General features: G+C 72.3%; 18 protein-coding genes and 1 pseudogene. 13 read left to right on the top strand and 6 right to left on the bottom strand.

Annotated elements, in window-relative coordinates:
- The first annotated feature begins 77 nt into the window (after positions 1 to 77).
- The 4 genes from ACZ7LU_RS21160 (at position 78) to ACZ7LU_RS21145 (ending at position 2,668) form a co-directional block, all read left to right on the top strand.
- Positions 78 to 947: an alpha/beta fold hydrolase gene (locus tag ACZ7LU_RS21160; protein WP_468088667.1), complete on the top strand. Its 870-nt coding sequence runs from the start codon at positions 78 to 80 to the stop codon at positions 945 to 947.
- A 71-nt stretch (positions 948 to 1,018) separates the two neighbouring features.
- On the top strand, positions 1,019 to 1,408 hold the full coding sequence (locus ACZ7LU_RS21155) for an ArsR/SmtB family transcription factor (protein ID WP_468558267.1): 390 nt from the start codon (positions 1,019 to 1,021) through the stop codon (positions 1,406 to 1,408).
- Positions 1,405 to 1,890, top strand: a complete 486-nt coding sequence (locus ACZ7LU_RS21150; RefSeq protein WP_468308344.1) for an SRPBCC family protein — start codon at positions 1,405 to 1,407, stop codon at positions 1,888 to 1,890. Before ACZ7LU_RS21155 ends, ACZ7LU_RS21150 begins: the two co-directional genes overlap by 4 nt.
- Positions 1,891 to 2,047: 157 nt before the next feature.
- Positions 2,048 to 2,668 (top strand): L-threonylcarbamoyladenylate synthase, encoded by a 621-nt coding sequence (locus tag ACZ7LU_RS21145; protein WP_468088672.1) that lies wholly within the window; start codon positions 2,048 to 2,050, stop codon positions 2,666 to 2,668.
- 36 nt (positions 2,669 to 2,704) lie between these two features.
- Here the strand turns inward: ACZ7LU_RS21145 and ACZ7LU_RS21140 are convergent, their stop codons facing one another.
- Both ACZ7LU_RS21140 and ACZ7LU_RS21135 read right to left on the bottom strand, forming a co-directional pair.
- Positions 2,705 to 5,884 (bottom strand): amidohydrolase family protein, encoded by a 3,180-nt coding sequence (locus tag ACZ7LU_RS21140; protein WP_471917585.1) that lies wholly within the window; start codon positions 5,882 to 5,884, stop codon positions 2,705 to 2,707.
- Positions 5,885 to 6,028: 144 nt separating this feature from the next.
- The gene (locus ACZ7LU_RS21135; RefSeq protein ID WP_471917584.1) at positions 6,029 to 7,804 is read right to left on the bottom strand and encodes an immunity 49 family protein; all 1,776 of its coding nucleotides are present in this window, start codon (positions 7,802 to 7,804) and stop codon (positions 6,029 to 6,031) included.
- A gap of 185 nt (positions 7,805 to 7,989) precedes the next feature.
- Here ACZ7LU_RS21135 and ACZ7LU_RS21130 point away from each other — a divergent pair, with 185 nt between their 5' ends.
- From ACZ7LU_RS21130 to ACZ7LU_RS21100, 7 genes are all read left to right on the top strand, one after another.
- The gene (locus ACZ7LU_RS21130) at positions 7,990 to 9,198 is read left to right on the top strand and encodes an alpha/beta hydrolase family protein (RefSeq protein ID WP_471917583.1); all 1,209 of its coding nucleotides are present in this window, start codon (positions 7,990 to 7,992) and stop codon (positions 9,196 to 9,198) included.
- A 28-nt stretch (positions 9,199 to 9,226) separates the two neighbouring features.
- Complete coding sequence (locus ACZ7LU_RS21125; RefSeq protein WP_471917582.1) at positions 9,227 to 9,685, top strand: GNAT family N-acetyltransferase; 459 nt, start codon at positions 9,227 to 9,229, stop codon at positions 9,683 to 9,685.
- An 89-nt stretch (positions 9,686 to 9,774) separates the two neighbouring features.
- A complete protein-coding gene (locus ACZ7LU_RS21120) occupies positions 9,775 to 10,317 on the top strand; it encodes a hypothetical protein (RefSeq protein WP_471917581.1) in 543 nt (180 codons plus the stop codon).
- A 41-nt stretch (positions 10,318 to 10,358) separates the two neighbouring features.
- The gene (locus ACZ7LU_RS21115) at positions 10,359 to 11,003 is read left to right on the top strand and encodes an SMI1/KNR4 family protein (RefSeq protein ID WP_471917580.1); all 645 of its coding nucleotides are present in this window, start codon (positions 10,359 to 10,361) and stop codon (positions 11,001 to 11,003) included.
- A 333-nt stretch (positions 11,004 to 11,336) separates the two neighbouring features.
- Complete coding sequence (locus ACZ7LU_RS21110) at positions 11,337 to 11,831, top strand: transglycosylase SLT domain-containing protein (protein ID WP_398306517.1); 495 nt, start codon at positions 11,337 to 11,339, stop codon at positions 11,829 to 11,831.
- A 65-nt stretch (positions 11,832 to 11,896) separates the two neighbouring features.
- Positions 11,897 to 13,033, top strand: coding sequence for an LCP family protein (locus tag ACZ7LU_RS21105; RefSeq protein WP_471917579.1), 1,137 nt, complete (start codon positions 11,897 to 11,899; stop codon positions 13,031 to 13,033).
- A gap of 149 nt (positions 13,034 to 13,182) precedes the next feature.
- Positions 13,183 to 14,784, top strand: coding sequence for a sigma-70 family RNA polymerase sigma factor (locus ACZ7LU_RS21100; RefSeq protein WP_471917578.1), 1,602 nt, complete (start codon positions 13,183 to 13,185; stop codon positions 14,782 to 14,784).
- Positions 14,785 to 14,844: 60 nt separating this feature from the next.
- Here ACZ7LU_RS21100 and ACZ7LU_RS21095 read toward each other — a convergent pair whose 3' ends face one another.
- On the bottom strand, positions 14,845 to 15,954 hold the full coding sequence (locus ACZ7LU_RS21095; RefSeq protein WP_471917577.1) for a hypothetical protein: 1,110 nt from the start codon (positions 15,952 to 15,954) through the stop codon (positions 14,845 to 14,847).
- A 200-nt stretch (positions 15,955 to 16,154) separates the two neighbouring features.
- On the opposite strand from ACZ7LU_RS21095, the gene ACZ7LU_RS21090 reads away from it, so the two are divergent.
- The gene (locus ACZ7LU_RS21090) at positions 16,155 to 16,850 is read left to right on the top strand and encodes a ribonuclease H family protein (protein WP_471917576.1); all 696 of its coding nucleotides are present in this window, start codon (positions 16,155 to 16,157) and stop codon (positions 16,848 to 16,850) included.
- Between the two features lie 33 nt (positions 16,851 to 16,883).
- Here ACZ7LU_RS21090 and ACZ7LU_RS21085 read toward each other — a convergent pair whose 3' ends face one another.
- The gene (locus ACZ7LU_RS21085) at positions 16,884 to 17,318 is read right to left on the bottom strand and encodes an acyl-CoA dehydrogenase family protein (protein WP_471917778.1); all 435 of its coding nucleotides are present in this window, start codon (positions 17,316 to 17,318) and stop codon (positions 16,884 to 16,886) included.
- Positions 17,319 to 17,503: 185 nt separating this feature from the next.
- Positions 17,504 to 18,073: pseudogene (locus ACZ7LU_RS21080) on the bottom strand (acyl-CoA dehydrogenase family protein); the annotation flags it as partial.
- A gap of 340 nt (positions 18,074 to 18,413) precedes the next feature.
- On the opposite strand from ACZ7LU_RS21080, the gene ACZ7LU_RS21075 reads away from it, so the two are divergent.
- Positions 18,414 to 19,067, top strand: a complete 654-nt coding sequence (locus tag ACZ7LU_RS21075; protein WP_471917575.1) for a M23 family metallopeptidase — start codon at positions 18,414 to 18,416, stop codon at positions 19,065 to 19,067.
- A gap of 35 nt (positions 19,068 to 19,102) precedes the next feature.
- Here the strand turns inward: ACZ7LU_RS21075 and ACZ7LU_RS21070 are convergent, their stop codons facing one another.
- Positions 19,103 to 19,924: a phosphoenolpyruvate hydrolase family protein gene (locus tag ACZ7LU_RS21070; protein WP_398306531.1), complete on the bottom strand. Its 822-nt coding sequence runs from the start codon at positions 19,922 to 19,924 to the stop codon at positions 19,103 to 19,105.
- Positions 19,925 to 19,939 lie beyond the last annotated feature (15 nt).

The raw sequence follows: 19,939 nt of genomic DNA, 5'->3' as shown, positions 1-19,939 counted from the left end.
CGATGTGGCGTCGCCGATGAGTTCTCGCGAGGCGGACGGTCTTCCTTCATGAGACCGCGAACATCGAGGAGACCTTCATGGCTGAGACAGAGACCCGCACGCTCACCGCGGACGGCGCCACACTGACGTACGACATCCGCGGCGGCGTGACCGGCGGCGACATCCTGTTCCTGGTGGGCTCCCCCATGGACGCCTCCGGGTTCGCCACCCTCGCGTCGCACTTCACGGACCGGACCGTCGTCACCTACGACCCCCGGGGAGTGAGCCGCAGCCCCCGCACGGACGGGGCGGCGGAGACCGCGGTCGAGGAGCACGCCGGCGACCTGCGGCAGGTGATCCAAGCGCTCGGCGCAGGACCGGTCGACGTGTTCGCGAGCAGCGGCGGCGCGGTCAACGCCCTCGCGCTGGTGGAGCGGCACGGGGATCTCGTGCGCACCCTCGTCGCCCACGAGCCGCCGACCGCGCAGGTCGTCCCCGACCGGGAGGTGATGCTCGCGGTGTGCGCCGACATCCACGCGACGTACCTGCGGCACGGCATGGGCCCGGCGATGGCGAAGTTCATCGCGGCGACGAGCCGGAAGGGGCCGTTCCCGGCGACCTGGGCGGACGAGCCTGCGCCCTCGCCCGCCGACTTCGGGCTGCCGGCCGAGGACGACGGCTCGCGCGACGACCCGCTCCTGGGGCAGAACATCCGGGGCTGCACCGGCTACCGGCCCGACATCGCCGCGCTGCGTGCCGCGCCGACCCGCGTCGTCCTCGCGGCCGGGCAGGAGTCCGAGGGCGAGTTCGCCGCGCGCGCGGCGGCCGCCATCGCCGAGCGGCTCGGCACCGAGCTCGTCGTGTTCCCCAGTCATCACGGCGGATTCCTCGGCGGCGAGTTCGGCCAGCACGGCGCCCCCGAGCCCTTCGCGAAGACACTGCGCCACACGCTCGACACCCACCGCTGAGCCCGGGCGGTTCGGGCGAGACCCGCCGTTCCGGTCGACCGGCGGACCGAACCGCGCTAACGTACAACCAAATGGTTGTACATGAAGTGGGCGACCAAGCCGTGGACCAGCTGTTCCACGCGCTGGCCGACACGACGCGAAGGGACATCCTGCGCCGGTGCGTCCGGACCGGGACGTCGGTGTCACAGCTGGCGGAGGCGTACCCGATGAGCTTCGCCGCCGTGCAGAAGCACGTCGCGGTCCTGGCGCGGGCCGGGCTCGTGACCAAGGAGCGACGGGGCCGCGAGCAGCTCGTCCGCACCGACGCCGACGGCCTGCGGCAGGCACGGCAGGCGCTCGACCAACTGGAGACGGCGTGGCGCGGGCGCGTGGACCGGATGTCCCGGCTGCTCGCCGAGGAGCCGACCGCCCCGCCCCGGGCCGCCGAAGAGAACAATCCCGCAAGGAGAGCGGAATCATGAGCGTCACCAGCATCGACAAGGATCTCGACAACCTCACGCTCACGCTGATCGCCGACTTCACCGCCCCCGTCGGGCAGGTGTGGCAGCTGTGGGCCGACCCGCGGCAGCTGGAGCGGTGGTGGGGGCCGCCGAGCCACCCGGCCACCTTCGAGGAGCACGATCTGACCCCCGGCGGCGACGTCACGTACTTCATGACGGGCCCCGAGGGCGAGAAGCACCGCGGATGGTGGCGGGTCACCGCGGTCGAGCCGCCGACGTCCCTGGACTTCACCGACGGGTTCGCCGACCAGGACGGGAAGCCGGCCGCGGACCTGCCGGTCTCGACGGTGCGGATGCGGCTGTCCGAGCACGCCGGCGGCACCCGCATGGAGATGCGCTCGGCCTTCGACTCCCGCGAGCAGATGGAGCAGCTCCTGAACATGGGCGTGGTGGACGGCCTGACCGAGGCCGTCGGTCAGATGGACGCCCTGCTCGCCGGCTGACGCGACGCCGGGCGGGGAGCCCCCTTCCCGCCCGGCCCCTCCCCCTTTCCCGCGCCACCGCCACGCAAGCCCGGACACGGCAAGCCCGGCGAGCCCGGAGAACCCGACCCGCCCGCCGCACCCCGGCAGACCCGCGCGGGTCACCTACACTCGCGCAATGGCCAAGTACTTCGACGTGCATCCCGACAACCCCCAGCGACGCAGCATCAGCAGCGTGGTGGACGGGATCCGCTCCGGCGCGCTCGTCGCGTATCCGACGGACTCCTGCTACGCGCTGGGCTGCCGGCTCGGCAGCCGCGACGGCATGGACCGCATCCGGTCGATCCGTCAGCTCGACGACCGCCACCACTTCACCCTGATGTGCCAGAGCTTCGCGCAGCTGGGGCAGTTCGTTCACCTGGACAACGACGTGTTCCGCGCCATCAAGGCCGCCACGCCCGGCAGTTACACCTTCATCCTGCCGGCCACCAAAGAGGTGCCGCGGCAGATGATGCACCCGAAGAAGAAGACCGTCGGTGTCCGCATCCCCGACCACATCGTCACCCAGGCCCTGCTCGCCGAGCTCGGTGAGCCGCTGCTCTCCAGCACGCTGCTCCTGCCCGACCAGCAGGAGCCGCTGACGCAGGGCTGGGACATCAAGGAGCGCCTCGACCACCTCGTGGACGCGGTCGTCGACTCCGGCGACTGCGGCACGGAGCCCACCACGGTCATCGACTTCTCCGACGGCGAGGCGGAGATCGTCCGGCGGGGAGCGGGTGACGTCACGCGCTTCGAGTAGGCCCCGCTCGGCCGACCGCGGGGGCGAAGGTCCCGGTCAGGTCTCCGGTGTGCAGCATCCGTCCCGGCGCATCAGACGGCCGACCTTCAGCCAGTACGCCTCGTCCACCCGCTGTCGGTCGAACGCGGACGTCAGCTCCTCGGTCGTGTACGGGGTGCCGCCCCGGAGCACCGACACCGTGCGCACCATCGTGTCGAAGTCCGTGAACGGGTCGCCGTCCACCACGGTGACGTCGGCGACCTTCCCGGCCTCGACGGTGCCCAGGTCCCGGTCCAGACCGAACACCCGGGCCGGCAGGACGGTCGCGGTGCGCAGCGCCTCCACGGGGGACAGGCCGCCGAGGTGCAGGGCGCGCAGACCCAGATGCAGGGCGAGGCCGACCGGGACGATGGGCTGGTCCGTGCCGAGGGCGACAAGGCCGCCGGCGGCGAGGATGCGCCGGTAGATGTCGGTCTCCCTGCGCAGGGTGGCCAGTTGGTCCTCGCTCGGCGGTACGGCCGCGCCGGCCCGCACCGCCGCGGCGTCCCACGGCGGCATCACCGCGGTGACGCGCGGGTCGTCCGCGAGGCCGGGGTCCGCTCCGAGCAGGGGCGCCGACGTGAACGGCGTGGCGATCAGCGAGAAGTCCGCGCCGCGTGCGCTGTAGATCTCGACGACGTCGTCGTAGGTGCGGCCGGTCGCCGTCACGGCGTGCCCGAACTCCGCCCGCTGGGTGGCCTGCAGATGGGTCGTCAGGTCCTGGCCGAGCTGGATGCCGGGCGACAGCAGATGGCCTCCCGTGCGTACGCCGAGCCGTTCGTGGGCGAAGCGCGCCGCCTCCTCCATCACCCAGCCCGGCGCCCGCACATAGGTCTTGACGAAGTCCCAGTCGAGCGCCTCGCCGCGCTCCAGGGAGCGCCGCAGGGCCGCCCTGCTCCGGTGGGCGCGGCCCATGCTGTACGCGACGCGGGAGCCGTCAAGGAGTTCGCCCGTCGTGAGGAGGCGGGGGCCCGCCAGCTCGCCCGCGAACACCGCCTCACGGACGCGGGCCTGTTCATAGGCGAAGCCGCCCAGCGACACCGCCGTGGTGATCCCGTACGTCAGCTGGCCCGCCGTCTGGCGTCCGCCGTACGTCGTCTGCCACGGGTGGGTGTGGGTGTCCCACAGCCCGGGGACGACCGTGTGCCGCGAGGCGTCGACGCGGCGGGCAGTGGGGACGCGGCCGACCGCCCTGTGCGGCCGCACGGAGGCGATCCGGCCACCGCGGACGACGATGTCGACGTCCTCCCGCACCTCGTCGCCGGTGCCGTCCCACAGCCGGCCCGCGTGCACGACGACATCGGCGGGCGCGGGCCTGCGCCCGTCCAGCGGGGCCCGGACGGTGCGCGGGCGGCCTCCGTCGACGCCGATGAGGCGCAGTCGGCCGCTCGACAGGTAGAGGAGCGACTTCGAGTCTCCCGACCATGAGGGGTGGTCCGCGGGTTCGGTGGAGAGCACGCGGGGTGCGCCGCGTGGCGTGCCGTCGGGCGCCACGGGCAGCAGGTGCAGCGCCGACTCGACGATCACGGCGAGCCAGCGGCCGTCCGGGGACCAGACGGGACCGGAGTCGTACCGGTCGGAGACCGAGGCGTGTGGGGCCACGGCATACAGCCGGTCCGCTCCGGTGGCGGCGTCGACGATCCGGATGAGGTTGTAGCCCTCGCGGAAGCGGTGGTTGATGCGGTTGCGGTCGCAGAGCGCGAGGTGCCGGCCGTCCGGCGACCAGCTCGGCCGGCCGGGCAGGCCCCCGCCGCCGAGTGGCGTCACCAGCGCGCGTTCGGTGCCCGACGCCAGGTCGCGCACCATGAGACGGCCGGTCATGTCGAGGCAGGCGAGCCGCCGGCCGTCGGGCGAGAGCGCCGGGTGGACCCGGCCGCCGGTCGCCAGTGCGGTCTCCGCGCCGGTGGCGAGGTCGTGCCGGTACACGCCGAGCAGCCCGTCGCGGTCGTCGGCGTACACCAGGGACTTCCCGTCCCGTGCCCAGGCAGGGCCGAGCAGGTAGCCGGTGGGCGCGGCGCGGTGCAGCCTGCGGGGTGGGCGGCCGCCGGACGTGTGCGCCAGCCAGAGCGAGTTGAGGGCGGCGAAGGCGATCCGGCGTCCGTCGGGCGAGAGAGCGGGCAGATGGATGCCGCGGGTCGGCCGCGCGCGCCCAAGGCCCAGGTCGTACTCCTTGACCCGGTATCGCGGGCGGTGCACCGGCAGGGTGGCGTCGAAGGGGATCGCTTCGCGCTTACCGGGTCTGTCGGGGCGTACGAGCGTGAAGCGGCCGTCGAGGGTGAGCAGCAGCTCTCCCTTCGCCGTCCAGCGCGGCGGCACGGGAGCGAGGTCGCCGTCGAGCGCGACTGGCCGGCCGTCGACGACGAGGGTGCAGGAGGCGCGGGGCGCGGACGTGGTCCGCAGGTAGGCGAGCCGGCGCCCGTCGGGGGCCAGGGCGGGCGTCATGACCTGCGCGGTCGCGGTCTCGGTGTGGACGACGGTGACGGGGCCCGCTCCCCCGGTGGGGACGGCTGCCACGGTCCGGGCCTCCAGCGTGGTGCCCTGCCCCGTGGTGACGGACTTCGCCCGGACGAACAGGAGTCGCTCGCCGTCCGGTGACCAGGTGGGATCGAAGTCCTCCCACGGCCCGTCCTGCGAGGGCCCGTCCTGTCCGGGCCGCCCGGTCACGCGGGTGAGTCCGCCGCTCGCGAGGTCCAGGACGTGGATGCGGTACGAACCGCCGCGCACCGGGTCGCCGCCGCGCTCGGACGCGAACGCGATGCGCGATCCGTCGGGCGACCAGGCAGGTCCCCGGTCGTCCCAGGGGCCGTCGGTGCGCTGCCGCAGCCGTGACCCGTCGACGCGCATCGTCCAGATGTGGAACCCGCCGTCCTGGTAGGCGCAGAACGCGACCGACGTGCCGTCCGGGGCGTACACCGGCCGGTTCGGCTCCAGCCCCGGCGGTGTCAGCGGCACCGCCTCGCCGCCGGTGCGGGGCAGGGACCACAGGGTGGCCTGCGCCTCGACGACGAGCCGGTCCGCGGCGTGCGAGAGGGTCGCCGCTCCGTTCGTGACGCGGGTGAACGAGAGGGGAACCGTGGTGCGCGGCCGGGCCGGCGCGGGCGGGGCCCCCAGCGCGGCGACCGCCCCGGAGGCACCCGCGGCCACGAACAGCTGACGGCGGGACAGGGGCAACGCGGTGTTGTGCCGGTCACAGTCCATGACACAGCACACTCGCCCATCGCCACTGCCGTGGACAACACCGCACGACGACAACACGCCGGTGCGTTACGTCTGTTCTGCGTGTGTTCTATGCCTGTCTTACGTCGTCTGCCTTACGTCGTCTGCGATACGTCGTCGTCTGCCTTACGTCGGAAACTCGCCGAGCCAGCCGCGGTTGAGGAGGTGCCTGGGCAGGAACGGCGACTTCTCGTCGACGGGGAAGCCCGCGTCGTACGCCAGGCACGCCATCGCGAGAGGACCGAGTGCGACGCGACGGTACGAGGGGGTGGCGCCGTCGGCCTCCGCGGGCCGGTCCGACCAGTAGCGCTCGTGGTGGGCGAGGGCTTCGGTGAGGGCCTCCGAGAAGGCGTCGGGGTCACCCGCGATCAGGCGGTGGAGGATTGCGGCCGGCTGATAGTCGATCAGGTTGAGGAAATCGCTCGGGGTGCGGGTCGCGACGTGGGGGTGGGAGGTCTCCATGGTGGCGATCAGGTGCTGGACGACGTCGTCCATGGGCCGCCTGAGCCAGAAGGCGCGCAGCGTCTCGATCCAGTGGAAGACGTACGCGTCGAGGGGCGTGGCCCGGCGCAGGTCGTCCAGCGGCACGCCGCAGAGCAGGGTCAGTCTGTCCTGTTCCCGGCAGACGACGGCGAGGTAGAAGGCGTCGAGCCAGGCGCGGGCGTCCGCGCTCGGCACGGGCCCGGTGGCGGGCAGCCGCAGCAGGTGGTCGGCGATGCGGCACTCCACCGTGCCCTGGTGGGACGTGGCCGTGCGGAACAGCGCCGAGCCGGTCTGCATGGCCCACACCCAGGCCTCCCAGGTCTCCAGGCTCGCCCCGTCCGGGTCGGCCGCGCAGCGTGCGTCGCTCAGCTTCTTCGTGACCGTGAAGGCGTGGGTGAGGCCTGCCGGGCTCTGCGCCAGCCGGACGATGTGTTCGGCTGCGGCGGCGGGGTCGAGTCCCGCCAAGTCGTCCCCGGCGACCGCTTCGGTACCAGCTGTGGCGGGGGCGGCGGGCGGCGGAGATCCGGCGCGCAGCTTCCTCATCACCTCCATCAGCTCGGGCGGCGGGACCACGGAGAAGGAGCGGGTCTCGTGGTCGATGACGGTGAGGGAGGTCAGCCGCCCCCGGTGCCACCAGTACAGCCGGGGTGACAGCGCGCCCGGCCCGTCCTCGTGCGCGCCGAGCGCGTACGCGCCCAGGTCGTTGACGGCGTCCACCACCGTGCCGTCCTCGATCGGGTGGAACGCGAGCAGGTTCCTGCTGGGCACGACGACGAGCGCGCCGGCCTCCGGCAGGTCCCTGCCGGAGGTCGCGCGGGCCAGTTCCGGGAGCACGAGCGCCTTGCTCGCCACGAAGTGGGAGTCCCCGTGGACGGACCGCAGCCGCGCACCCTGCGGCCCGGTCACCTCCGTGTGCTCCACCGGTTCGCGGAGCAGGTTCTGCCGGGCCGCCGCCCAGAGCCGCTCAGCGCCGGCGAGCGCCACGTCGTGGTCGGTGAGGATGCGGACGGAGGTGGGGCCGTCGAGGGCCAGCGCGAGAATCAGCCCCTCGGCGACCGGCTGCGCGTAGCGGAAGCTGTTCGCCATCTCGCCGGGGAAGGCGTCGTCGGGCAGGAGGCGGAGGACGGTGCCGTCGAGCAGTTCCTGTACGTTCTCGCCGCCCCGGGACGCCTCAGCGAGGTGGGTGAAGTGCTGTTCGACCAAGGTGGGCCAGTGTTCCTCGGCCACGGCGCGGCACTTGTGTGCCAGGTTCGGGAGGGGGCTGCGGTGCCCGTCGCCCCACAGCACGGCGTCGCCCTCGATCCGAGGACGTATGCCGCGGTGCGTCAGGAAGTACTCGGCGGTCAGACTCCGCAGGCGTTCGGCCTGCGGGAAGGTCAGCATCGGCAAGTGCGGATCGGGTGCGTGGTGTTCGTTCACCCGGTGACTCTACGAAGGGGCTGCGTCCGGGCCACGAGGGGGTGGCGGAGTGCCGCCGCAGCACGGCTCCTGCACGTCATCCCAGGAGCTGACATGCGGTCCACCGGCGTACCCCCAGAGTCTGGCCGCGCGTGCTACCGCAGGCCGACGTGCCCTCAACTATCCCTCACCTACCCTCCTTTGACATGACGACGGCAACCCGAACCACCCTGCTTCGACGCACCTTGGTCACCACCGCTGCCCTCGCTCTCGCCCTGCCTGTCGCGGGCGGAGCGACCGCCTTCGCCGACGGACGCGACAGCACCGGCGGCACAGGCGGCGTCTCGGTGAGAGACACGGCGACAGCACCTCTCCATCTCCCACGCCCCACCGGCCCGTTCGCAGTCGGGCGCGACACCCTGCACCTCGTCGACAAGAGCCGCCCCGACCCCTGGGTGCCCTCGGCGGACGCCCGGGAGCTGATGGTCTCCGTGTACTACCCCGGTCGGCACGGCGGCGGCCGGCCCACCTCCTACACATCGGAGGAAGAGGCCAGGCTGATGCTGGAGTGGTGGAAGCTGGACAAACAGGTCTCCCCCGCCGCGTACAGCGCCACCCGCACCTTCGCGCGCACCGGAACGCACCCCGCACCAGGGCGGTTCCCGCTGATCGTGCTCTCCCCCGGCTTCAGCGCTCCCCGCGCCACCCTGACCCACCTCGCCGAGGACTTGGCCAGCCGCGGCTTCGTCGTGGCCACCGTCGACCACGCCTACGAAACCACCGGCACGGCCTTCCCCGGCGGGCGCATCCTTACCTGCGAGGCCTGCGCGGGCGCAGACAAGCCCGGCCGGGGCAAGGCCGTCACGGCGGGGCGGGCCAAGGACCTGTCGTACGTCATCGACCGGCTGACCGGGCGCAAAGCCGCCTGGCGGCACGCCCGCATGATCGACCCCGAGCGGATCGGCGCGGGCGGGCACTCCATCGGCGGGGCCGCCGCGCTCGCCACAATGACGAGCGACCGCCGGGTGCGGGCGGGCATGAACATGGACGGCAGTTTCCACACCGGGCCCGCCGGGATCGACGGCCGGCCGTTCCTGATGCTGGGCACCGAGGTGCAGCACACACCGGGGGTCGAGGACGGCAAGAACTGGGACGAGACCTGGCAGGGCCTGGACGGCTGGAAGCGCTGGCTCACCGTCGCGGGTTCCGGCCACTTCACCTTCACGGACGCGCCCGTCCTGATGGGGCAGGCCGGCGTGGTGGACCCCGAGGTGCCGCTCTCCGGTGAGCGTTCCGAGCGGATCACGCGGGCGTACATAGGGGCGTTCTACGAACAGCACCTGCGCGGCAGGCCGCAGTCCCTCCTCGACGGGCCGACGCCGGGCAACCCCGAGGTCACCTTCCAGCGACGCTGATCTCACGAAACCCGCTAGCATGTAATGCATGCTAGACATAACTGACCCTTACGAGGTGCGTGAGGGAGTGCCGTCCGTCGAGACTTTCCGCCGTCTGCGCACCGACGCCGGACTCTCCGACAAGACGCCCGAAGCCGTCGCGCTCGCCCTGCCGAACACCTGGCACGGCGTGGTGCTCCACCACGAGGGCGAGCCCGTCGGCATGGGGCGGATCATCGGCGACGGCGGCACGGCGTTCCAGATCGTCGACATCTGCGTACACCCCGCACATCAGGGGCGAGGGCTCGGCAAGCGCATCATGGCCGCACTGACCAAGGAGTTGGAACGCCGCGCGCCGGCGACCGCGTACGTCTCACTGATCGCCGACGGCCCGGCACGCTTCCTGTACGAGAAGTTCGGTTTCGCCGACACCGCCACGCACGACTCGATCGGCATGTACCGCATGATGACGGCACAGCCGGAGGACCGTCCCGCGCCGACTGCTTGAGCCCATCCCTCCTTACCCCGGCGCGGCCGGGGTACCCGGGAATTCGACACGACAGCACCAAGCCCGTCGATCCCGAGGAGGCACCGGCCGTGGACGGCTTAAGGCGCTGGTTCGACCGCAGCCTGTTCGCACAGGCACTGCTGCTCTTCCCGCTGTGTGTGGGGGTCGCCGCCCTGTTCCGGCAGGACGCACATCCGGTCCGATGGCTGATTCAAGGCGCGCTCTACACCGGGGCCGGCCTCACCTGTGTGGCCTTCCAGCGCCGCAGGATCAGCCGCGCCATCGGCTCGCACCCCCGCGCGGTCGCCGATCTCAACCGCAGGATCCGGCACCGCAAGGTGCCGAGCGACCCCGGGGAACGGGCGACGATGCGGCGCCTGGTCGCCGAACACCAGGACCGGCTGGAACGGGCAGAGCGGTGGCTGCCGTACTGGCTGGGCGTCATGGGACTCATCGCGACAGCCGTGCTCGTGCTCGGGGCAGCCACCGGCTCGCTGCTCCCTTGCCTGCTCCTCGCCGGCGGTGTGGGTGCCTTCTGCTACTGGATCCTCTGGATGCGACGCCGCAACAAGGAGCGCTGCGAGTTCATGCGCTCGGCCCTGCGGGAGCAGAAGAACGAACCGGTGGGATGACCGGAGCAGGTTCGTGAACGGCCGACGCTAGCGTGTTCGGTATGGATCGTCATACAGCACGCGTGCAGGGCATTGAGCGGCGGCAGATAGACGACGCCTGGCAGCGCATTGAGTCCTGGCTCGAACGGAACGCTCCAGCGACCTTGGCGAATCTGTTGCCCGGGGCTTCCGAGGCGGAAATCGAGGAATTGCAGGGCTCTTTGGGCGTGCGTCTGCCCGTCGGGCTGCGGGCGTTGTGGAGTCGGCGGGCAGGAGTGCGGCCGGAGCCGATGCCTGGATTCATGCCGGGCGAGAGTCTGCTGATGCCGTTCGATGTCGTCCGCCGCACGTATGAGCTCAAGATGCTGCTGCGACGGAGTGACGAGGAGGCGCAGCGGCGGACGGGCGGCACAGAGGAGATCACGGTGTGGCGTCCCTCCTGGATCCCCTTCGCTTCGATCGGCGCAGATGCTGTGTCCGGCCTGTGTCTGGACGCCGAGACCGGCAGGATCTGGTACTGGTGCGAGTACGCGGAGCGCAGCATCCGGTTCGAGTCGCTGACGGACTACGTGGAGGAGATGGCCGACGTCCTCGAAGTCCCGCTGCTCGCGGAAGAGGCAGGGGTCGGCCTGATGAACGGGTTCTTGGTGTGGGGGGTGCCGCACGATGCGGCCGAGCGAGCCGCGTGGGTTCCGTTGGCCGGGTGAGGCGTGCGCGTGAGGCCATGGCGTTGCGCTTTCCCGCCCGTACCCGGTGACCCAGCCCACTTCCGGGGGCCCGTGGCTGTGAGGCCACTCATAGGGGACACGTCACATGCTAAAGGCGGTAGTAGGCACCCGGGGGCGTCAGGCCGGGACGGGAGGTGCCTGGGGGTGCCCCGCGCGGGGGCCTCTTCGTAAGCGGGTAGTACGTCACATGATTGCGCGCTTCCCCGAGCGTCGCTAACTCTGGCTGAGTCTTCGGGACGCCCCGACCACCCGGCACAGTCGCCCGCTCCGGTCCGGCGCCCCTCACGTCCCCATCCAGGAGTTCACTCCCGCATGTCGATGACCCGTACCGCCCGTACCGCCCGTACCCGCAAGTTCTCCATCGCCGGCCTCGCCACCGCCGGTGCCGCCGCCGCGGCCCTCACGCTGGTCCCCTCCCCCGCCCAGGCCGCCGAGCCCGCCCAGGCGCCCGCCTCCGCGCCGCAGGCCGCGGGCGACAAGAACTACCCCGAGAACCTCGACGGCTGGATCCGCGAGTCCCTGGACATCATGAAGTCCAAGGGCATCCCGGGCACCTACGAGGGTCTGCACCGCAACATCATGCGCGAGTCCGCCGGTGACCCGAACGCGCAGAACGGCTGGGACGTCAACGCCCAGAACGGCACCCCCTCCAAGGGCCTGCTCCAGGTGATCCAGCCCACCTTCGACGCGTACCACGTCGCGGGCACGCCGAACAACCTGACCGACCCGGTCGCCAACATCACCGCGGCCGCCAACTACGCCGCCGACAAGTACGGCTCCATCGACAACGTCGACTCCGCCTACTGAGCCCTCGGACGACCACTCCCCGGTTCAGGCCCACTGAGTCCTCGGTTCGCGAAGAGAGGCAGCGCATGCCGCACGAGAGCGGGAACGACCACCCGGCGCACACGGCCGGCGGCCCCGCGGCGCCCGGCCACGGGCCCGCACGGGTACGCGGCTCGCGGCGCCGGCCCCGGAAGAAGGCCCTGCGGTACACCGCGTGGGGCGCCCTGGGCGCGGTCCTGATCGGCGGCGGGGGCGTGGCCTACGCCTGGCAGCACCTCAACGGCAACATCCAGGGCACCGACGTGAACGCCGCCCTCGGCCACGACAGGCCCGCCGAGCAGCGCGACGGGTCGATGAACATCCTCCTGCTCGGATCCGACTCGCGCGCCGGTACCCACGGCCGGTACGGCAGCGGGGTGAGCGGTGCACGGGCCGACACGGCGATGGTCCTGCACGTCGACAAGACCCACGAGAAGGCCTCGGTCGTCAGCATTCCGCGCGACACCATGGTCGAGCGGCCGCAGTGCGCGCAGCCCCACGGCGGCGGCGCGGCCGGCGCCCAGCAGGCCATGTTCAACTCGTCCTACCAGGTGGGCGGCCCCGCCTGCACGGTGAAGACGGTCGAGAAGATGTCGGGCCTGCGCATGAACCACTACCTCGAAGTCGACTTCAAGGGGTTCCGGAAGCTCATCGACGAGCTCGGCGGTGTCGACATCACCACCCGCAAGGCCATCAAGGACCACAACAGCGGTCTCTCGCTGACCGCAGGCAAGCACACGCTGAAGGGCGAGGAGGCGCTGGCGCTGGTCCGCACCCGGCACGGCGTGGGCGACGGCAGCGACCTGGGCCGCATCCAGCTCCAGCAGGCGTTCGTCAAGGCCCTGATCCACCGCGCCGACACCGTCGACCCGCTCAGCGACCCCGCCAAGTCCTACGACCTGGCGGACACCGCGACGAAGACCATCAGCGCCGACTCCGACCTGGCCTCCGCGGACAAGCTGCTCGGCCTGGCCAAGGAGCTGAAGGGCATCAGCCCCGACCGCACCGACATGGTGACCATGCCCGTGACCTACGACGCCCGGGACGCGGGCCGGGTCCTGCCGCTGGACAAGGCGTCGCACCAGGTCTGGAACGCGCTGCGCCAGGACCGCCCCATCCCGGATTCCGCGACGCGGGAGTCGGTGGCGGACAGGACGGAGTCACCGGTGTCGGCCGGCTCCTGACCCGAGGCACCGGCGCACCAAGGCACCGGGCCTGGCATCGTGACCCCCACCACGAAATCCCACCCGAGTGATTTCTGTTATCGAGGTGGGCGCTGGGCGTCTCCCCTGTGTCGGAGGAGTCAGCCCCCCACACAGAGAGCGGACACAGCGTGAGCAGCGAACGCCAAGTCACGATGATCAGGGCAGCGCGGGACGGGAACCAGCAGGCGCAGGACGCGCTGGTGGCGGAGTATCTGCCGCTGGTCTACAACATCGTCGGGCGGGCCCTGAACGGCCACGCCGACGTGGACGACGTGGTGCAGGAGACCATGCTCCGGGTCCTCGGCGGCCTGGACGGTCTGCGCGACCCGGAGAACTTCCGCAGCTGGCTCGTGGCCATCGCCATGAACCAGATACGCGGCCACTGGCGCGAGCGCGCCTCCGGTGCGATACCCGCCGGCAGTGGCCTCGCGGACGCGTACGACGTCGTGGACCCGGGCGCGGACTTCGTGGATCTCACCATCACCCGGCTCGGACTCTCCGGGCAGCGGCGGGAGACCGCCGAGGCCACCCGCTGGCTGGACGAGGACGACCGTGCCCTGCTGTCGCTGTGGTGGCTGGAGTCCGCGGGCGAGCTCACCCGGGCGGAGGTCGCGGGGGCGCTGGAGCTGTCGCCGCAGCATACGGCGGTACGGGTGCAGCGCATGAAGGCCCAGCTCGAGACGGCCCGCGTCGTCGTCCGCGCCCTGTCGGCCACCCCTCCCTGTGCGGGACTGCGGCAGATCACCGCCGGCTGGGACGGGGTGCCGTCGGCGCTGTGGCGCAAGCGTCTTGCCCGCCATGCCCGCGACTGCTCCGCCTGTGCGGGCCACTGGTCCGACCTCGTGCCCGCGGAGGGCCTGCTGGTGGGGCTCGGCCTCGTCCCGGTGGGCGCCGCGCTCGGGGGCCTGGTCGTGGCGCCGGACCTCGTCGAGGTCGGCTCCGCCTCCGCCGTGGCCGGCCACGACGCGGGCGCCCCGGTCTCCGCCCGGACGCGGGCCCGCCGTGACCGTGCCAGACGACGGCGTCGTACGACGGGCATGGCCGCCGCCGCGGTCGTCGCGCTCGGCATCGGCGGCACCGCGGTGCACCTGCTCACCGGACCGGAAACGGACGAGAGCGCACCGGCCACCGCCGCCGCCCCCGCCTCACCCACCGCTCCCTCGGCCTCGGCCTCGAAGAGCGCGTCCCCCTCGGCCTCCCCCAAGCGGTCGGCGTCCCCCAGCGCCAAGCCGTCCCCGAGTAAGACGAAGAAGAAAAAGAAGGCCGAGCCCACCCCGAGCCGCACCGCGGCCAAGCCGAAGCCCACGCCCAAGCCCGAGGCGCCGGACCCGGCGCCGCCGAAGCCGAGCGGCACCGCCGAGCAGGTCGTCGCCCTCGTGAACACGGAGCGGGCCAAGGCGGGCTGCGGCCCGGTCCGGTCCAACGGCAAGCTCGCCACGGCGGCGGCCAAGCACTCGGCCGACATGGCGGCCCGCGACTACTTCGACCACCAGAGCCCCGACGGCACGGACCCCGGCGACCGCATCAGCGCGGCCGGCTACCGCTGGAGCACGTACGGCGAGAACATCGCCCGCGGGCAGCGGACCCCGGCATCGGTCATGGACTCGTGGATGAACAGCCCCGGCCACCGCGCCAACATCCTCAACTGCGACTTCAAGGAGCTGGGCGTGGGCATCCACAACGCGTCCGGCGGCCCGTGGTGGACGCAGGCGTTCGGCACGGCACGCTGAGGCCGAGGGGCTCCGAGCCGTCCGGGCAGGCCGGCCGACATGCAGTCGGCCGGCGTGCGGTCAGCCGACCTGCTGCGTGTGGAACTGCTCAAGCCGCCGTTGCGCGAGCTGCAGCGTGCCGCGCTGGCGGCCGGGCACCCGGCGGCGCAGGGCGACCAGGCCGGGGCCCAGCGCGCGGACGGCCTCGGGGTCCCGTACACGGTCCCAGAGGTGGTGGGCGCGGTCTGCCGCCGCCTCCACCTCGGGGGAGTCCGCGGCCTGCCCCGCCGCGAGGCGGGCCGACGCCACCGCGAGCCAGGTCTCGCAGCTGCGCGCCGGGTCCCCGGCGAACCGCGCCAGGTCCGCCCGTACCTCCATCCAGTGGATGGTCTCCTTCGAGCCCGGCCCGTGCATGCGCAGCGCGCTCTGTTCCCAGGACGCCGCCAGGGCCGCCGCCTCGCCGTGCCGGCCCGCCTGGACGGCCGCGGTGATCGCCGCGTGCGGGTCCATCGAGGTGTCGGCGGGCGTCGGAGGCGGTGGCGCGGGTGAGGCGGGGGGCGGCGTGCCGGGGTCGTGGACCGGCAGCAGGTCCGGGGCGTTCTCACCGAGGCTCAGGGCGGCCTGCTGGTGCAGCTGGTACAGCGGGGGACGGTGGCCGCTGCGGAGGACCGTCGCGAGGGCCTTCATGTACGCGGGGGTCGCGGGCGTGCGGCGTTTGGCGGGCGGCGCGACGCGGCCGTAGAACGCGACGCCTGGTCCCGCGTCGAGGGGCTGCTCGGTGAGGGCCTGCCAGCTCTCCGGGTCGGTGTGCAGGTCGGCGAGGACGGTGGTGCTGCCCACCGGACGCAGCCGCAGCTCCTGGGCGATCCAGTGCCAGGGGAACCCGGTGTAGCGGACCGTCGCCGTGGTGGTCCTGGCGAGCGCGAGGTGCAACTGCCGCTGGCGCCGGTCGAGATGGACCTGCCCGATGAGGCAGACCGTCAGCGGTCCCGGCGCCATGGCGGCCGCCCGCAGCCGGGTCAGTACCGTCTGCGGGTCCAGCGGGTCCGCCAGTTCCACGATGCTCGCGGTCGGCGTACCTGCGAGGATCTCCGGGGGCACCGCCGCGAGGACGGGAAGTACGGAGGCCGCGTCCACCAGGCGCCCCTTGCCCACCGGGGCAGCCGCGACGAGCAACACGGTTCCGGGCATGGGCCCCTCCCTCTCGATCATCACGTCAGCACCGTATCCGCATCTCCCGCCCGCCGCGCCCTTCGGGCTTCACCTGCTGTGGCACAGGGGGGTGCGGTTCGGGCGGTCGCTCCCAATTCGGGCCGAAGCGCGCGAAGTCGGATGATGCCGACACGGGGCCCGGGGGGACTCGCGCAGCGCTTCGATGAAATCATCGGGGGATGTCTGACTTGATCATTGCCGCCTGCGACGGAGCGGCGAAGAAGAATCCCGGGCCCGCCGCCTGGGCCTGGGTGGTCGCCGACGCCGAGGGCCGCCCGCAGCGCTGGGAGGCGGGGCCGCTCGGCCACGCCACGAACAACGTGGCCGAGCTGACCGCACTGGCCGAGCTGTTGGAGGCCACCGACCCGGCACGGCCGCTCGAAGTGCGGATGGACAGTCAGTACGCGATGAACGCGGTCACCAAGTGGATCGCGTCCTGGAAGCGCAACGGATGGCAGACCGCGGCGAAGAAGCCGGTCGCCAACAAGGACCTCGTCGTCCGCATCGACGCGCTGCTGCAGGGCCGCGCGGTGACGTTCCGGCACGTGGCCGCCCACCAGGTGGGCGGTGACCACCTCAACGCGATCGCCGACGTCGCGGCCAGCGACGCCGCGACGACCCAGCAGCCCGCCGGCACCGCCCACGGCACCCGCGAGATCCCCGAACCGCGCCCCGACCGCATGACCGCCGCCCCCGCGGACCGCACGCCGAAGAAGACCGCCACCCGCGCGAAGAAGTCGGCATCGAGCGCCGTCATCAAGGCCAAGTACCCCGGGCGCTGCCACTGCCAGAAGCCGTACGCCGCCGGAGAGAAGATCGCCAAGAACGCGCACGGCTGGGGCCATGTGGAGTGCCGGGACACCGCCGACGCCTGACCCCGTCCAGACACCGCCGACGCCTGACACCGCCTACCAGTCGAACGTCCGGGTGTCGAGCATGTTGAAGCCCAGCGTCGACTTGCCCACGTACTCCAGGCACGCCTCGGGCCCGGCGGGCAGCACCGAGCAGAAGGTCGCTTCGCGCAGCAGCCGCTCCATGGGCCCCGGGCCGGCCAGCGCATCGGCACCGCAGATCCGGACGGCGCCCAGGGCGAGCCGGGGAGCGAGTTCGGTCATGCAGTACTTCGCCGCGTGCACCGCCGTGTGGGCCTCCGGGCTGCCCTTCTCCTCGTCGACCAGCCGGGCGGCGGAGTAGACCAGCGCCCGGGCGGCCTCGAGGTCGACGGCGAGCCGGCCGACGTCCGCCTGGAGGGTGGGCGAGGAGCGGCGGTGCTCCTGGGCCGGAGGAAACGGACGGTGAGCCTGAGGATGGACTCCGCGATGCCCAGATACGCGCCCAGGCAGCCGGACACCGTCCAGTGCGGTTCCCTGACCAGCCTGAAGAGGGAGAGCCCTTCCTCGCCGAGGAACAACCGCTGCCTGCGGACGGCCACTTCGCTCATCGTCAGGGTCGCGGTCCGCGTGCCGCGCGGTGCGGCGGCGTTTCCGGTGGCGTCCCCGGCGGTGGTGAAGGAGACGCCGGGATCGTCTTTGGACACCACGAAATGCGACACCTCATCGGCTATCGCGGCGCCTTCTTCGCGGGCCGCGACCACGTAATGGTCGGCGATACCGGCGAGGGGCACACAGGACTTGGTGCCTTTCAGGATGTAGCCGTCACCCGTGTCGCGGTAGGTGGCGCGGATGTGGTGGAGTCCGGCGCCGGTTCCCGTCTCCGTCGTGGCGGAGGCGAACATCCGGCCGTGCTCGACGACTTCGGCGAAGAGCCAGGTGCGGAAGCGGTCGGCTGCGGCGGGGAGCGGGGACCCGCCCGTATCGCACAGCGAGCCGATGGCCACATTGTGCGCGTTGAAGCCGAGGGCGACCGCCCCGTCACCGGTGGCCAGCGTCTCCAGGACCTTGGTGTAGTCCAGGAACGACAGTCCCTCGCCGCCGAACTCCCGGGGGACGAGGAGCGTCAGAAGGCCGGCCTCCCGGATCAGCCGGTAGCCGCGGTGCGGGGCGAGCAGGCCGCGGTCGACCTCGGCCGAGCCGCGGGAGAGCACTTCGGCTGTCCCGCGCGCCCGGTCGAGTATCGCCGTGGTGTCCGCCGCGTCCATGGAGTGCATCCGATCCTTTCCGCGGCCGCCCGCGAAGTGCCCCCGTCAGGAAGGCCCCGGGGCCGACGACGGCGCTCTGCCCCATGTCCCGGGCGCCGCGCTGCCGTTCACCGAGGCGTTCCACCCCGATTCCAGCAAGTGCCTTGCCGGTGGCGTGGACTGTGTTGACGTCGTCATGCGAAGCACAACCCCCTTGATGCGCGCTGAAATTGTCGTACCGGTGTTCGGAGGGCGTCCAATATCTGTTCGTACTGACCACCAGTCCGGTCGGTTATGGGGGTTTCCCCCGGATGGCGCAGCCGACGTGCGCTCTCCCGCCACGGACGGTCTCCTTTCTGCAATGGGTTACGACATAGACAGCCCGCGTGAAGCGGGCACCACACGACGTGACGCACTGGGCATGGCCGCGGTGCTGTTGGCAGGCGGCGCCCTCTCCGCGGGGGCGGCCGCGCCACGGGCCGGACTGGAGCCCGACGGCTCCTGCCCGGCCACCTACGACGCCGAGTTCGAGGAGGCCCTCGCCGCGGCCGACGCGGAGTTCCCGGAGGACGACGAACGAGGTCTCGCCGAGGCCGGTCCCCGCCGCCGGTTCACCCTCCCGCTGCGCCGCCGCTACCGGGTCACCACCCGGTACGGGAAGCGTGGCAACTGGCTCGCCGGTCACCACACCGGGGTCGACCTCGCGGTGCCGCGGGGCACCCCCGTGTACGCGGTGGGCGCCGGGGTGGTGGTGCTGGCCCGCTGGTCGGGGTCGTACGGCAACGCCGTCACCGTCCGGATGCCGGACGGGCACTACGCGCTGTACGCCCACCTCTCCCGCATCCGGGTGCGCAAGGGTGCCCGGGTCCGCGCCGGTACACGGCTCGGGAGCAGCGGCAGCACGGGCCGTGCCACGGGACCCCACCTCCACCTGGAGATCCGGGCCCGGCGCCACTACGGCTCGGACATCAGCCCCTACCGCTACCTGGCCCGACGGGGCGCCCGCCTCTGGTGAAGGCGGCGGGGGCGCCCCAGCGGTGAGCGCGGTGTTCACGGCCTCAGGGACTTGAACGCCCGCGTCTGCTCGACGACGGCCCGCTCCGTGGGCAGCCGTTCGATCGACGAGGCACCGAAGAAGCCGACGATGCCGGTGGTGTGCTCGAGGACGTACCGCGCGTCCTCGGGCTCGGCGATGGGGCCGCCGTGGCAGAGCACGAGGGCGTCGGGGTTCACGCGCTTGGCGGCGTCGTGCATCTCCTGGACGGCGGCGGCCGCCTGGTCGAGCGTCATCGCGGTGCCCGCGCCGATGGAGCCCTTCGTGGTCAGGCCGACGTGCGGGACGAGGACGTCGGCGCCCGCCCTCGCCATCTCCGCGGCCTGCTCCGGGTCGAAGACGTAGGGCGCGGTGAGCAGGTCGCGCTCGTGGGCGGCGCGGACCATGTCGATCTCCAGGCCGTATCCCATGCCGGTCTCTTCGAGGTTGACGCGGAACGTGCCGTCGTACAGGCCGACCGTGGGGAAGTTCTGCACGCCGGTGAAGCCCATGGCCTTGAGCTGGTCGAGGAAGAGGTCCATGCGGCGGAAGGGGTCCGTGCCGCACACGCCCGCGAGGACCGGGGTGTCCCGGACGACGGGCAGGACCTCGCGCGCCATGTCGACGACGATCTCGTTCGCGTCGCCGTACGGCAGGAGCCCGGCCAGGGAGCCGCGGCCCGCCATCCGGTAGCGGCCGGAGTTGTAGATGATGAGCAGGTCGACGCCGCCCTCCTCCGCGCACTTGGCGGACAGGCCGGTGCCGGCGCCCGCTCCGATGACGGGCCGGCCGTCGGCGATCTGCGCGTGCAGGCGGGCCAGTGCTTCCTTGCGGTTCATGGGGTGCTCCTGGAA

The sequence above is a fragment of the Streptomyces sp. NPDC039462 genome (assembly GCF_055639375.1).
This window is presented reverse-complemented; position numbering and strand designations above follow the sequence as displayed.